Below are 15,361 nucleotides of genomic sequence, written 5' to 3' on the forward strand. Positions count from 1 at the left end.
ATGATCCAAGGCATGCTGGACTTCCTCACGGACCCGGCGAACTGGTCGGGGGCCGAGGGCATCGGCAACCGCATCGTGCAACACGTCTGGTACACGTTCCTCTCGCTCGGCATGGCCGCTGTGATCGCGCTACCGGTCGGGCTGCTGATCGGGCACACCCGGCGCGGCGCGTTCCTCGCGATCAACCTGGGCAACGCAGCCCGGGCACTGCCGACACTCGGCCTACTGACGTTGATCGTGCTGCTGATGGGCCGGATCGGGTTCACCCCGGTGCTGGTCGCTCTCGTCGTGCTCGGTATCCCGCCGATCCTCACCTCGACGTACGCCGGAGTGAGCGGGGTGGACCCTGCCACGGTCGACGCGGCTCGCGGGATGGGCATGACCGGTGGCGAGATCTTGCGCAAGGTCGAGATCCCGATCGCCCTGCCGCTGATCATCTCCGGGCTGCGCAGCGCCACCTTGCAGATCGTGTCGACCGCGACCATCGCGGCGATTGTGGCGCTCGGCGGTCTCGGCCGATATGTGGTCGACGGTCTGTCCCTGCGCGACTTCCCGCAGATGCTGAGCGGCGCCGTGCTGGTCGCCCTGCTGGCGATCGCGCTCGACCTCCTGTTCGCCCTAGCGGCCCGGTTCACCATCTCCGACGGACTGACCGGTCGCGTCACGAAAAGCACTATCCAGACCACCCCGGCGGAAGCCGGGAGCTGAACGGACCCCTGGAGGATCCCGTGTTCCACCGTCATGTCATCCGTACCGCCATCGCCACCCTGGCAGTGGCCTCGCTCGCCGCCTGCGGTGGCGGCAGCGACCCGCTGAGCGGCGGCGATGCCGGCAGCACCGAGGCCCCCAAGAAGGTCGACAGCATCACCATCGGCTCGGCCAGGTTCGCCGAGAGCGAGCTGCTCGCGGAGATGTACGCCCAGGCGCTGCAGGCCAAGGGCATCACCGTGAAGAAAGAGCTGAACATCGGTCAGCGCGAGGCCTACATCACCGCGATCAAGGACGGCTCGGTCGACGTCCTCCCGGAGTACACCGGTGCCGCGCTCGAGTTCTTCAAGAAGGGCGCCGAGACCGGCGACGACAAGGCGACCTATGACTCGCTCAAGGGGGCGCTGCCGGCCGGTCTCGAGGTGCTGGACATGTCGCCCGCCGCGGACGAGGACAGCGTCGTCGTCACCAAGGCGACTGCCGACAAGTACAGCCTGAAGACGATCGCCGACCTCAAGGAGCCCGCGAAGAACATGGTCGCGGGCGGTGGCGCCGAGTTCAAGACCCGCCATTCCGGCCTCGCCGGTATGAAGGAGGTCTACGGCGTCGAGTTCAAGGAGTTCAAGACGCTGGACTCGGGCGGTCCGCTCAGCCTGCAGGCGCTGAAGGCCGACCAGATCCAGGTCACCAACTTCTTCACCACCCAGTCGGTGATCAAGGACAACAACCTGGTCATGCTGGAGGACCCGGAGAGCATCCTCCCGCCGAACAACGTCGTCCCCCTGGTCCGTACCGACCACAAGGACGAGACCGTCACCACTGCGTTGAACGCGGTGTCGGCCAAGCTCACCACCGACGAACTGACCGACCTGGTCAAGCGGGTCGAGGTCGGCAAGGAGCGCGCCGAGGCCGTCGCCAAGGAGTGGCTGACGAAGAACAGCCTTGTCTGAGTCGTTCGAGCAGATGTGGTCGGCGCTGGCCGCCATCGGGAAGGACCCCGAAACCGGGGGCTACTCCCGAGGCGGCTGGACGCCGGCCGAGCGGGAGTCGACCGCCTGGTTCGCCGACCAGTGCACCACCCGCGGCCTGGAGCTCGAGTCCGACGGGCTCGGCAACCTGGTCGCGTGGTGGGCCCCCGCGTCTGCTTCGGCGTCTGAGCGGGGTGTCGTGACCGGCAGCCACTTGGACTCAGTGCTCGATGGGGGTGCCTTCGACGGGCCCCTGGGCGTGGTGTCGGCGCTGGCAGCGGTGGACCGGCTCCGTAAGGCCGGGTTCCAGCCGTCGGTGCCGATCGGGGTCGCGGCATTCGTAGAGGAGGAGGGATCGCGCTTCGGGATGCCCTGTCTCGGCTCGCGGGTCGCCGTTGGTGCGCTTGACGCCGCGAAGGCCCTGGCGTTGGAAGACCGGTCCGGTGTCTCCTTGCGAGCTGCGCTGGAGTCGTCGGGCACGGACCCATCGCGCGTTGGGCCGTCGCCGCTGGTGGACCGCATGTCGACATTTGTCGAGCTGCACGTGGAGCAGGGGCGCGGGCTCGTCGAGGATGGTGCCGCTGTCGGGGTGGCGTCCTCGATCTGGCCGCATGGGCGGTTCCGATTCACCTTCACCGGTGAGGCCAACCACGCTGGTACGACGTTGATGTCGGACCGGCACGACCCGATGCTGACGTACGCGATGACCGCGCTGGCCGCCAACAAACAGGCCCGCCTCGCAGGTGCGCGGGCCACGTTCGGCCGGCTGTCGGTCGAGCCCAACGGCACAAACGCAATTCCCTCGCAGGTGGTGGCCTGGCTGGACGCGCGGGCTCCTGATGACGCGAAGTTGCAGTCGTTGCTTCAGGCAATCACTCGACAAGCGATCGAACGGGCAGAGCGGGACGGTACGGCGGTCGAGGTGGTGGCCGAATCGGTCTCGCCGATCGTCGACTTCCAGCCGGGGCTGCGCGATCGCCTCGTCGACGTGCTCGGCGGAGTGCCGGTGCTGCCGACCGGGGCCGGGCATGACGCGGGCATCTTCTCCGCCGCGGGTATTCCGACGGCCATGCTGTTCGTGCGAAACCCGACGGGCGTGTCGCACTCGCCCGCGGAGAACGCCGAGCTGGACGACTGCCTGCAGGGGGTCGAGGCCCTCGCCACTGTTCTGGAGGACCTGACCCGGTGACGACGTACTGGTGTGAGAAGGCGTTGCTGCCCGACGGGATCCACGACGGAGTCCTGGTGGAGATCTCGGGCGGCCGCTTCACCTCCGTGGTGCCCGACTCGGTATTCGCCGCCGGGATGGAACGCCTTGCCGGCCTGGTGATCCCGGGATTGGCGAACTGTCATAGTCACGCGTTCCATCGGGCGCTGCGGGGTCGGACCCAGACGGAACGTGGGACTTTCTGGACTTGGCGAGAGCAGATGTACGGCGTTGCCGAACGCCTCACGCCCGACTCGTACTACGAGTTGGCCCGAGCCGTTTATGGCGAGATGGCGCTGGGTGGGATCACGTGTGTCGGTGAGTTCCACTATCTGCATCACGGGCTGGGTGGCGTGCCGTATGACAACCCGAACGCGATGGGCGAGGCGCTGATCGAAGCAGCCCGTGCGGCTGGAATCCGGATCGCGCTGTTGGACACTTGTTATGTTGCCGGAGGCATCGATCAGCCGCTGAACGCTGTGCAGCAACGGTTCAGCGATGGTTCAGCGTCTGCGTGGGCCACTCGGGTCTCGGCGTTGAAGGGTGCGGACGACGTCGTGATCGGCGCCGCCGCGCACTCGATCCGCGGGGTGCCGCGGGACCAGCTCAGCACCGTGGCGCATTTGTTGCCCGAGGCCCCTTTGCATATCCATCTGTCGGAACAGGTCGCGGAGAACGAGGCCTGTGCCGCCGCCTATGGGCGTACGCCGACCCAGCTCTTGGACGAGACCGGGTTCTTGACAGGGCGAACGAGTGCCGTGCATGCGACCCACTTGACCAAGGTCGATGTCGGCCTGCTGGGTGGTTCCGGTACGTACGCCTGCTTCTGCCCGACGACTGAGCGGGATTTGGCCGACGGCATTGGGCCCTCGGTGGCCCTGCGGGAGGCGGGATCAGCGTTGACGCTCGGGTCCGACAGCCACGCGGTGATCGACCTGTTCGAGGAGATGCGCGCGGTCGAGCTGAACGAAAGGCTCGCCACCCAGGAGCGAGGCCACTGGTCCGCGCCCGAGCTACTCGCCGCCGCGACCGTGGACGGCCACCGCTCACTCGGCTTCCCCGACGCGGGCCGGATCGAACCCGGCGCCCGCGCGGACCTGGTCGCCGTACGCCTCGACAGCGTCCGAACCGCCGGCACCGGCGCCACCCTCGAAACCGCCGTCTTCGCCGCCACCGCCACCGACGTAACCACCGTCATCTCCTCCGGCACCCCCATAGTCACCACCTCCCACCACACCACCCTCAACATCCCCACCGCCCTAACCACCACCATCGATTCCCTAACCACCCCATGACCCCCCAACCACCCCCATCCCCACGCGCTCCGCTCTGCGCCGCGGGCGAGCGGTCGGCCCCACGCCGTGCCCGCGTCAACCGGGCCCATCCGCGGCCAGGCCGCGACGCCCGCTGTGCGGGAAGCGGAGTGATGTGGGTGTCGAGTTCCGGGCGGTTGACTTGTGCTGCGCCCCCGTCGGCCGGGGCTATTCGCGGGTGGGCCTTGGCGTTTGCGCGGGCGGGCGGTTGGACCTGCGCTGTGCCCGCGTCGGCTGGGGCTGTTCGTGGGTGGGCCTTGGCGTTTGCGCGGGCGGGCGGTTGGACCTGCGCTGTGCCCGCGTCGGCTGGGGCTGTTCGTGGGTGGGACGAGGCGCGCGCTGGGGCGGGGAGCGGGCCTGTGCTGTGCAGGTGGGGGGCGGGGGCTATTCGTTTTTCATTCATCGGTCACGATCCGTCCCTCGGCAGAGACCGGCGGAACTGGATCGGCGGCCTGGAGGGATGGATTGGGACCGATGAATGAAACCCGCACAACCGACGAGAACAGGTGCGTCTGAGATGACTTCGTTGCTGTTGACGGGGATCGGGTCCCTGGTGACGAACGATCCGGCTCACGGCACCGCCATTGGCGAGATCCGGGATGCGGCCGTCGTCATCGAGGGCGGCAAGTTCGCCTGGGTGGGGCCCCGCCGGGATGCACCTGCGGCCGACAGTGGCGTTGATCTGAGCGGGCGAGCGGTGATCCCCGGGTTCGTCGACTCGCACTCGCATTTGGTCTTCGCCGGTGATCGGGCTGAGGAGTTCGCGGCGCGGATGACCGGTGAGCCGTACTCCGCCGGTGGCATCCGCACCACCGTCGCCGCCACCCGGCAAGCCACGGACGAGCAACTAACCGCGAACGTCGCTCGCCTGGTCAACGAAATGCGCCGCCAGGGCACCACCACCATCGAGATCAAATCCGGCTACGGCCTGACCGTTGACGACGAGGCTCGCGGGCTGGCCCTAGCGCGTGGGTTCACCGACGAGACGACGTACCTCGGTGCGCACGTGGTCCCACCCGAGTATGCCGACGATCCAGCCGGGTACGTCGAACTCGTGACCGGGCCGATGCTCGAAGCCGCGGCACCCCATGCGAAATGGGTGGACGTCTTCGTCGAACGAGGCGCTTTCGACGCCGATCAAGCTCGGGCGATCCTCACCGCCGGCCGGGCGAAAGGCCTGGAACCACGAGTGCACGCCAACCAACTCGGCGAAGGTCCCGGCGTACAGCTTGCGTGTGAGCTCGGTGCCGCGGCGGCGGACCACTGCACGCACCTGACTGACGCCGATGTCGATGCGCTCGCCTCGAGTGGTGTCGTGGCGGGGTTGTTGCCGGCGGTGGAGTTCTCTACCCGTTCGCCATATCCCGATGCGCGCAAGCTGATCGACGCCGGGGTGACGGTGGCGCTGGCCAGCGATTGCAATCCCGGTTCGTGTTACTCGTCGTCGATTCCGCTTTGTATCGCGTTGGCTGTGCGGGAGATGCGGATGACGCCGGCTGAGGCGGTTTGGTCGGCAACCGCGGGTGGGGCCGCGTCACTGCGACGGGATGACATCGGCCGGATCGCGGTCGGTTATCGCGCTGACTTGGCGGTGCTCGATGCCCCCTCGTACCTGCACTTGGCCTACCGCCCGGGGGTGCCGTTAGTGGCCCAGACCTGGGTAGCCGGACGCCCGCTCTGAAGGGGCGGACGCCCGCTTTGAGGGTGGGCGGATGACGGCTCTAGGGGTGGGCCGATCGTCGCTCGGGGGGTGGGCGGATGGTCGCTTTGGAGACCTCCGGGCGACGTGGGGGACCCCGTTTTGCATCTTCGCGGTGAATACCAGTAGTGTTCTTCTTGTTGGAGCGAGTGCGGGACGCGAAAGCGGCCGGACGCTCCAAACTCCCTGAAGGTCTTAGAGCCGAATCACACGCTCTGTGTGAGGTTCGGTCGCTGAGTCACGCAAGGGGTGCTGGATCGGAAAGCCCGATTTGACCGGGTCTGGATGAAACAGTAATGTTCTGCGGGTTGCCCCGGAGCTAAACACGAGAGTGTTGGGCGCGGTGTGCGTCTGATTTTTGAGAACTCAACAGCGTGCCGAAAGTCAATGCCGAATTATCCCGTCCATGGGATTCGGTTGGACGACTTCGTCGTTTGATCGTTTCTTGTGAATGGAAATTCCTTTGTAATTATTGAAATAAGTCAGTTTGATTGTTTCTGATTCATCGGATCGCTTTAAGTTAGATTGTTTGTTCACTGGGTTCGCCTGGTTTACATATTGATTTCAACGGAGAGTTTGATCCTGGCTCAGGACGAACGCTGGCGGCGTGCTTAACACATGCAAGTCGAGCGGTAAGGCCCTTCGGGGTACACGAGCGGCGAACGGGTGAGTAACACGTGAGCAACCTACCCTCAACTTTGGGATAAGCCTCGGAAACGGGGTCTAATACCGAATAATAGCCCTGCTCTCATGTGTGGGGTTTGAAAGTTCTGGCGGTTGGGGATGGGCTCGCGGACTATCAGCTTGTTGGTGGGGTAATGGCCTACCAAGGCGTCGACGGTTAGCCGGCCTGAGAGGGCGACCGGCCACACTGGGACTGAGACACGGCCCAGACTCCTACGGGAGGCAGCAGTGGGGAATATTGCGCAATGGGCGAAAGCCTGACGCAGCAACGCCGCGTGAGGGATGACGGCCTTCGGGTTGTAAACCTCTTTCAGCAGGGACGAAGCGAGAGTGACGGTACCTGCAGAAGAAGGACCGGCCAACTACGTGCCAGCAGCCGCGGTAATACGTAGGGTCCGAGCGTTGTCCGGAATTATTGGGCGTAAAGGGCTCGTAGGCGGTATGTCGCGTCGGGAGTGAAAACTCGGAGCTTAACTCCGAGCCTGCTTCCGATACGGGCAGACTAGAGGTAGGCAGGGGAGAGCGGAACTCCTGGTGTAGCGGTGGAATGCGCAGATATCAGGAAGAACACCGGTGGCGAAGGCGGCTCTCTGGGCCTTACCTGACGCTGAGGAGCGAAAGCGTGGGTAGCGAACAGGATTAGATACCCTGGTAGTCCACGCCGTAAACGTTGGGCGCTAGGTGTGGGGGACATTCCACGTCCTCCGTGCCGCAGCTAACGCATTAAGCGCCCCGCCTGGGGAGTACGGCCGCAAGGCTAAAACTCAAAGGAATTGACGGGGGCCCGCACAAGCGGCGGAGCATGCGGATTAATTCGATGCAACGCGAAGAACCTTACCTGGGTTTGACATATGCCGGAAAGCCATGGAGACATGGCCCCTTTTAGTCGGTTTACAGGTGGTGCATGGCTGTCGTCAGCTCGTGTCGTGAGATGTTGGGTTAAGTCCCGCAACGAGCGCAACCCTCGTCCTATGTTGCCAGCACGTTATGGTGGGGACTCATAGGAGACTGCCGGGGTCAACTCGGAGGAAGGTGGGGATGACGTCAAGTCATCATGCCCCTTATGTCCAGGGCTTCACGCATGCTACAATGGCCGGTACAAAGGGCTGCGAAACCGCAAGGTGGAGCGAATCCCAAAAAGCCGGTCTCAGTTCGGATTGGGGTCTGCAACTCGACCCCATGAAGTCGGAGTCGCTAGTAATCGCAGATCAGCAACGCTGCGGTGAATACGTTCCCGGGCCTTGTACACACCGCCCGTCACGTCATGAAAGTCGGCAACACCCGAAGCCGGTGGCCTAACCCTTGTGGAGGGAGCCGTCGAAGGTGGGGCTGGCGATTAGGACGAAGTCGTAACAAGGTAGCCGTACCGGAAGGTGCGGCTGGATCACCTCCTTTCTAAGGAGCAAGAGACAGTGTCCACGGAAGTGGCGCTGTCCATTCGATGTTTCCTGGACGAACGTTCCAGGGCGTCGATGCTTCGGAATGTGGAACATTGACCATTAGGCACCGAGCGATACCGAGAACGCTAGTACTGCGATCATCCACTTGTGGGTGTGAGCGTGGAACGTGGACGAGGTGGAGTGAGGTGCCGAGGCGCGCTGTTGGGTCCTGAAAAATCAGGCCGGCTAGACCCGTGAGGGTCGAGGCCGAACCGGTTTTTCTGGGTCACTTAACTACACCTGGCCGTTGGGTTGGGTGTGGTGGTGTGGCTGGGGCCAGTCTGCACTGAACTGTCAGGTTCGGGGCTTGTTCGTCGGGTGTTTTCCTCGATGAGGGTTCTGAGGGTGGCAAGCGGTGGTTGTGGCTGGTTTTCCTGTCTGTTTTTTGAGAACTGCATAGTGGACGCGAGCATCTTTGTTTTTGTTGTCTTTAGTTTTTTGTTGTGTGTTGATGACAAGCTACTAAGGGCAATCGGTGGATGTCTTGGCACCAAGAGCCGATGAAGGACGTTGGAGCCTGCGATAAGCCCCGGGGAGTTGGCAACCAAGCTGTGATCCGGGGGTGTCCGAATGGGGAAACCCAGCTGGCATTCTAAAGCCAGTTACCAGTGCCTGAACACATAGGGTGTCTGGAGGGAACGCGGGGAAGTGAAACATCTCAGTACCCGCAGGAAGAGAAAACAATAGTGATTCCGTGAGTAGTGGCGAGCGAAAGCGGAAGAGGCTAAACCATGTGCGTGTGATAGCCGGCGAGCGTTGCGTATGTGGGGTTGTGGGAGCATTCAGGATTCTATTGCCGTAGGTCCGGAGAGTCAGAAATTGTTGTTGAAGTCGAAGTTTTCTGGAAAGTCGTGCCGTAGAGGGTAATAGCCCCGTAGACGTAAGACGACAACTCTCGAGTGTTTTCCCGAGTAGCACGGGACCCCTGAAATCTTGTGTGAATCTGGCGGGACCACCCGCTAAGCCTAAATACTTCTTGGTGACCGATAGCGGAATAGTACCGTGAGGGAAAGATGAAAAGTACCCCAGGCGGGGAGTGAAATAGTACCTGAAACCGATTGCCTACAATCCGTCGGAGCGATCCTTTTGGGGGTTGTGACGGCGTGCCTTTTGAAGAATGAGCCTGCGAGTTAGTGGTATGTGGCGAGGTTAACCCGTGTGGGGTAGCCGTAGCGAAAGCGAGTCTGAATAGGGCGCTGTAGTCGCATGCTCTAGACCCGAAGCGGAGTGATCTATCCATGGGCAGGTTGAAGCGCGGGTAAGACCGCGTGGAGGACCGAACCCACCAGGGTTGAAAACCTGGGGGATGACCTGTGGATAGGGGTGAAAGGCCAATCAAACTCCGTGATAGCTGGTTCTCCCCGAAATGCATATAGGTGCAGCGTCGCGTGTTTCTTACCGGAGGTAGAGCACTGGATGGTCTAGGGGGCTTACCGGCTTACCGAAATCAGCCAAACTCCGAATGCCGGTAAGTGAGAGCGCGGCAGTGAGACTGCGGGGGATAAGCTCCGTAGTCGAGAGGGAAACAGCCCAGATCACCAGCTAAGGCCCCTAAGCGCTTGCTAAGTGGAAAAGGATGTGGAGTTGCCCAGACAACCAGGAGGTTGGCTTAGAAGCAGCCACCCTTGAAAGAGTGCGTAATAGCTCACTGGTCAAGTGATTCCGCGCCGACAATGTAGCGGGGCTCAAGCAAGCCGCCGAAGCTGTGGCATTCATGCAAGTACCCGGCTCAACCTTCGGGTTGGGTCCAGGTGTGTGGATGGGTAGGGGAGCGTCGTGTAGCGAGTGAAGCAGCAGAGTGATCTAGTTGTGGACGCTACACGAGTGAGAATGCAGGCATGAGTAGCGAATGACGGGTGAGAAACCCGTCCGCCGAATGATCAAGGGTTCCAGGGTCAAGCTAATCTGCCCTGGGTAAGTCGGGACCTAAGGCGAGGCCGACAGGCGTAGTCGATGGACAACGGGTTGATATTCCCGTACCGGCATTAACACGACCCGACCGAACCCGGTGATGCTAAGGATGTGAAGCCACAAGACCTTCGGGTTGAGTGGGGGATCTTCTGACCCGAGCTGGTATTAGGTGCACTAAGGAGTGACGCAGGAGGGTAGTCCAACCGCGGCGATGGTAGGCGCAAGCTGATCCGCGGGCAAGGTGGTAGGGCGAGACATAGGCAAATCCGTGTCTCATTGAGCCTGAGAGCCGAGGCGGACCCGTTTAGGGGAAGTGGATGATCCCATGCTGCCGAGAAAAACTTCGTAGTGAGTGTTAGAGCCGCCCGTACCCCAAACCGACACAGGTGATCAGGTAGAGAATACCAAGGCGATCGAGTGAACCATGGTTAAGGAACTCGGCAAAATGCCCCCGTAACTTCGGGAGAAGGGGGGCCTGATGCGTGACACCACTTGCTGGTGGAAGCGTTGATGGCCGCAGAGACCAGGCCCAAGCGACTGTTTACTAAAAACACAGGTCCGTGCGAAGAAGTAATTCGATGTATACGGACTGACGCCTGCCCGGTGCTGGAACGTTAAGGGGACGAGTTAGCTGGTTTCGGCCGGCGAAGCTTTGAACTTAAGCGCCAGTAAACGGCGGTGGTAACTATAACCATCCTAAGGTAGCGAAATTCCTTGTCGGGTAAGTTCCGACCTGCACGAATGGCGTAACGACTTGGGCGCTGTCTCAACCGTGGACTCGGCGAAATTGCATTACGAGTAAAGATGCTCGTTACGCGCAGCAGGACGGAAAGACCCCGGGACCTTTACTACAACTTGGTATTGGTGGTCGGTACAACTTGTGTAGGATAGGTGGGAGACTGTGAAGCATTCACGCCAGTGAGTGTGGAGTCATCGTTGAAATACCACTCTGGTTGTTCTGGCTGTCTAACCTCGGTCCGTTATCCGGATCAGGGACAGTGCCTGGTGGGTAGTTTGACTGGGGCGGTCGCCTCCTAAAAGGTAACGGAGGCGCTCAAAGGTTCCCTCAGCCTGGTTGGCAATCAGGTGTCGAGTGCAAGTGCACAAGGGAGCTTGACTGTGAGACAGACATGTCGAGCAGGGACGAAAGTCGGAACTAGTGATCCGGCGGTGGCAAGTGGAAGCGCCGTCGCTCAACGGATAAAAGGTACCCCGGGGATAACAGGCTGATCTTCCCCAAGAGTCCATATCGACGGGATGGTTTGGCACCTCGATGTCGGCTCGTCGCATCCTGGGGCTGGAGTAGGTCCCAAGGGTTGGGCTGTTCGCCCATTAAAGCGGCACGCGAGCTGGGTTTAGAACGTCGTGAGACAGTTCGGTCCCTATCCGCTGCGCGCGCAGGAGACTTGAGAAGGGCTGCCCCTAGTACGAGAGGACCGGGGTGGACGAACCTCTGGTGTGCCAGTTGTTCCGCCAGGAGCACGGCTGGTTGGCTACGTTCGGAAGTGATAACCGCTGAAAGCATCTAAGCGGGAAGCACGCTTCAAGATGAGGTCTCCCACCGGGTTAACCGGGTAAGGCCCCCAGCAGACCACTGGGTTGATAGGCCAGAAGTGGAAGCACGGCAACGTGTGCAGCTGACTGGTACTAATAGGCCGAGGGCTTGTCTCAACACGCAACAAAGAACTCGAGACAAGCACAACAAACACAAAGACCCGACACCACACACGTGGTGGTGTCTGCGTAACAATGCGTCCACTATGCAGCTTTCAGAACACAGCCAGACCCAGCAACACGTGGGTGGCTTGTAGTTCTACAAGAGTTACGGTGACCATAGCGTCGGGGAAACACCCAGTCTCCATTCCGAACCTGGAAGTTAAGCCCGCCAGCGCCGATGGTACTGCGACCGGGAGGTCGTGGGAGAGTAGGACGTCGCCGGACATTCACACTGTTAAGGGCCACCCGGCAACGGGTGGCCCTTAACATTTCCCCCACCAAACACATCCCCGGCCGGCCTCACCAGCGTCCTCGTGGGATCACCCTCGGCGGGCACGTTCACGCTTGGCGGGATAGGCTCCGGCCGTATGACTCAGGTGACCGTCGCCAGGACCCTCGAGGGTCAGCTTCCGTTCTTCCCCAACGCCATCCGGCTGCACGACGGCCGCATTCTGGTCGTCTACCGGGAGGGCCGTCACCACGTCAGCAGCGTTGGTCGCATTGTCGCGGTCGAGAGCGCCGACGAGGGCACAACCTGGTCCGAGCCGCGGGTTCTCGTCGACACGCTCCTCGACGACCGGGACCCGATGCTGATCCAGTTGAGCTCGGGCGACATTCTGCTGAGCTACTTCCGCATCGACTGGCACGTCCTGCCGTGGGAGATCCCGGGTGTCGACGTCGTCCGTTCCACCGACGGCGGGCGCACGTGGGGTGAGCCCGTGCCGGTCGGCTCCACTATGCGCCAGGAGACCGACGAGCGCTGGCACCGTTTCCGTGCCGGCCATATCGCCAGCCATGGCCAAATTCTCGAACTGCCGAACGGTGATCTGCTCGCGCCCGTGTACGGCGTTTTCCCGGGCGATACGCACCACTCCGCGAGCGTCGTACGGTCCACCGATCAGGGGGAGACCTGGCGCGCGGAGGATGAGGTGGTGATCGGTCGGAAGGCCGGTCGGATGTACGTCGAGCCCGTGTTGACGTTGTTGCCGGGTGGGCAGGTGACGGCATTGCTGCGTACGGACCAGGACGCCGAGCTGACTCGGTCGGACGACAACGGTCATACCTGGTCGACGCCGGAGCCGCTCGAGTTGCATGCGTCCTCGGCTGACACGATCACCCTGGCCGATGGCAGTGTGCTGCTGGCATACGGCGATGTGTCGAAGCGGCTCAACCCTGGTCGGCCGACGCTGGCGACGATCATTACTGATCCGCTTGGGCCGTGGGACAAGGGAATTCAGCATCTCGTACACGATGTCGGCCAGGAGACGTTCGACCAGGCCAATCCGGCTGTGGTCGAGCTCTCCGACGGCCGGCTGCTCATCATCAGCTATGACATCTTCCAGCGCGAGATCGTCGCCGTCTTCCGCGACCGATCGGCTCTCGCTTAACGGGTCCGGTGGTCTATGAAGCCGGCTGAGCTGACGGTGGTGCGCCGGGTCACGGTTGCTCGCACGCGGGTTGGCGAGTTGCCGTTCCTGCCGGCGCTTGCACGCTTGACCGATGGGCGGCTGCTTGCGGCGTACCGGGTGGCGAGTGCGCACACGCATGGCGTCGGTCGGCTGCTGGCGACGGAGAGCGCGGACGACGGGCTCACCTGGTCCGAGCCGCGGGTCATCGTGGACACCTTGCTGGATGATCGGGATCCTGCGTTGACGCAGCTGAGCTCGGGCGATCTCCTGCTCAGCTACTTCCGCATCGACTGGCATACGACGCCATGGGAAGTCCCTGGCGTGGAGGTCATTCGGTCAACCGATGGCGGCCGGACTTGGAGTGATCCCGTCCAGGTCGACTCGACGATGCGAGGTCAGTCGGTAGAGACGTGGCGGGGCTTTCGCACTGGGCACGTCGCGACGCATGGGCCGATCTTGGAACTACCCGACGGCGATCTACTTGCGCCCATCTACGGCGTACCGCCCGCTGGCTCGACGTACGTTGGCAGTGTGGTTCGGTCCACCGACGGCGGACGTAGTTGGCCGGCGGAGAACGAGGTCGTGCTGGGCACGGGGTACGTCGAGCCTGTGCTGACGTTGCTACCAGGGGGGCAGGTGACGGCACTGCTTCGTACCGACGACGGCTCACCTGGGCTCGCAGGGCCGGCCAGGGGCGACGTACGGGTGAGGCTGACTCGGTCTGACGACAACGGCCACACCTGGTCGACGCCGGATCCCTTACGTTTAAAGGCGTCTTCGGCAGCGACGGCGACTATGGGCGACGGTCGGGTGCTACTGGCGTACGGCGATTTTGCAGACGGCACTAGCCGGCCTACCCGCGTAACCATCGTTGAGGATCCGCTAGGTGCTTGGGACGACGATCCGGGTCTTGTCGTGCATGACGCGGGCAGTGATACCTACGACCAGGCCAACCCGGCAGTGGTGGAACTACGCGACGGCAGCGTTCTGGTGATGAGCTACAACATCCACACCCGCGAGGTAACCGCCGCCACCGTCACTACCTAAATGCAGGTGCACGGAAGGCGCTGCGCTGTCAGCCTGGATGTATGTCCAGACGCCCGCAGCTGCGCGATCGCCTGGCCGAGGTCTTCACCTGGCGGACGGATCGTGGTTCTGTCGCGTACAACGCCGACATCACCGGCTGGTTGCGTGATCCCGTGCTGCTGCAAGAGATCGGGCCTGCGCTCGGCACGCTGTACGACGAACGCCCGACCGTGGTGGCCGGGCCGGCGTCGCGTGGGGCGATGCTCGGCGCGCTGACGGCTGCCGCGCTCGGCGTCGGGTTCGTGGAGATCAGGAAGCACGTCGGTCCTGCTCATGACAGCGATCGCTGGGTGCGACGGAAGACCGGGCCGGACTATCGCGACCGCCAGCTCGTGTTCGGGTTCCGGCGGAGCCTTATCCAGGCGGGCGATCGGGTGCTGTTGGTGGACGACTGGGCCGATACCGGTGCCACCATCCGGACCGCGCGGGCGTTGATCGAGGACTGCGGCGCGGGCTGGATCGGCGCCGTCGTGATGGTGGACGGGCTGACCGATCCGCGGTTGCGGCACGACCTGCCGTTGCGGGCACTGCTCGACGTCCGAAGGCTCTAACGCGACCCCGGTCGCTGTGACACGCGGGTATGGTTGAGCGGCGTACCGTCCCCCGCGGTACGCCGTACGAGCCGGCGGTCAGTCCGCGAGTTCCTTGGCCAGCAGGGCGGTGGTGCGGCCGTCGGCATGGCTGAGCTTGCCGACCTCCGTGAAGCCCCGTTCGGCGTGGAAGGCGAGACCTTCGGTGGCCGGCGGGTTCGAGTTGACCTCGCAGACGAGGCGCTCGAACGGCCTGGCGGCTTTCTCGATCGCCCGATAGAGCAGGCTGGCCGCGCCGACACGGCGGAACGGTTCAGCGGTGACTATGCGGTCGACGTACAGGAACTTGGCACCGTAGGTCTCGGTGAACCACTGGTAGTCCAAGCGGTCGTGGGACGCACCTGGGGTAAAGGTCAGCGCGAAGGCCGCGACCTGACCGTCGATCTCGACGACGGCGGCGTGCGCGGCGATCAGCCGGAGCCAGTCCAGCCGGTCCGGGGTGAGGGAGTTGGGGAGGTTGGCGGCAGAAGCTGTGTTGATCGCGAGTACGGCGGGCTCGTCTGCGGTGGTCATCGGGCGAAGCTTCACCGGCCTACCCTCCCACGCCAGGCACCCCTGGGGGCAGGGGCAGATCAGGGGATGACCCCAGCCGACCCGGAATCCTTTACATCGATCTTGGGAATGACCTGGT

Annotated in this window: 9 protein-coding genes and 3 rRNA genes; 11 read left to right on the forward strand and 1 reads right to left on the reverse strand. The window is 63.0% G+C overall.

Annotated elements, in window-relative coordinates:
• The 11 genes from OG394_RS28070 to OG394_RS28120 all read left to right on the forward strand — a co-directional run bounded on the left by OG394_RS28070 (position 1) and on the right by OG394_RS28120 (position 14,691).
• Positions 1–708 (forward strand): ABC transporter permease, encoded by a 708-nt coding sequence (locus tag OG394_RS28070; protein WP_328990103.1) that lies wholly within the window; start codon positions 1–3, stop codon positions 706–708.
• Between the two features lie 20 nt (positions 709–728).
• Positions 729–1,658, forward strand: coding sequence for an ABC transporter substrate-binding protein (locus OG394_RS28075; protein WP_328990104.1), 930 nt, complete (start codon positions 729–731; stop codon positions 1,656–1,658).
• Positions 1,651–2,865, forward strand: a complete 1,215-nt coding sequence (locus tag OG394_RS28080; protein WP_328990105.1) for an allantoate amidohydrolase — start codon at positions 1,651–1,653, stop codon at positions 2,863–2,865. The genes OG394_RS28075 and OG394_RS28080 overlap by 8 nt, the downstream gene beginning before the upstream one ends.
• On the forward strand, positions 2,862–4,178 hold the full coding sequence (locus OG394_RS28085; RefSeq protein WP_328990106.1) for a formimidoylglutamate deiminase: 1,317 nt from the start codon (positions 2,862–2,864) through the stop codon (positions 4,176–4,178). The genes OG394_RS28080 and OG394_RS28085 overlap by 4 nt, the downstream gene beginning before the upstream one ends.
• A gap of 535 nt (positions 4,179–4,713) precedes the next feature.
• Positions 4,714–5,877 carry an imidazolonepropionase gene (gene hutI / locus OG394_RS28090; protein WP_328990107.1) on the forward strand — a complete coding sequence of 388 codons (1,164 nt, stop codon included), beginning with the start codon at positions 4,714–4,716 and terminating at the stop codon, positions 5,875–5,877.
• Positions 5,878–6,459: 582 nt separating this feature from the next.
• Positions 6,460–7,974, forward strand: a 16S ribosomal RNA gene (locus tag OG394_RS28095).
• A 496-nt stretch (positions 7,975–8,470) separates the two neighbouring features.
• A 23S ribosomal RNA gene (locus tag OG394_RS28100) occupies positions 8,471–11,600 on the forward strand.
• A gap of 152 nt (positions 11,601–11,752) precedes the next feature.
• Positions 11,753–11,870 (forward strand): 5S ribosomal RNA (gene rrf / locus OG394_RS28105).
• Together the 16S, 23S and 5S rRNA genes form the textbook arrangement of a ribosomal RNA operon.
• Before the next feature lie 143 nt (positions 11,871–12,013).
• Complete coding sequence (locus OG394_RS28110) at positions 12,014–13,033, forward strand: sialidase family protein (protein ID WP_328990108.1); 1,020 nt, start codon at positions 12,014–12,016, stop codon at positions 13,031–13,033.
• Positions 13,034–13,048: 15 nt separating this feature from the next.
• A complete protein-coding gene (locus OG394_RS28115) occupies positions 13,049–14,101 on the forward strand; it encodes a sialidase family protein (protein WP_328990109.1) in 1,053 nt (350 codons plus the stop codon).
• Between the two features lie 41 nt (positions 14,102–14,142).
• A complete protein-coding gene (locus tag OG394_RS28120; protein WP_328990110.1) occupies positions 14,143–14,691 on the forward strand; it encodes a phosphoribosyltransferase family protein in 549 nt (182 codons plus the stop codon).
• A 78-nt stretch (positions 14,692–14,769) separates the two neighbouring features.
• On the opposite strand, the gene OG394_RS28125 is transcribed toward OG394_RS28120, so the two are convergent.
• On the reverse strand, positions 14,770–15,243 hold the full coding sequence (locus OG394_RS28125; RefSeq protein ID WP_328990111.1) for a GNAT family N-acetyltransferase: 474 nt from the start codon (positions 15,241–15,243) through the stop codon (positions 14,770–14,772).
• Positions 15,244–15,361: the final 118 nt, after the last annotated feature.

The sequence above is a fragment of the Kribbella sp. NBC_01245 genome, assembly GCF_036226525.1.
Classification (GTDB): Bacteria; Actinomycetota; Actinomycetes; order Propionibacteriales; family Kribbellaceae; genus Kribbella.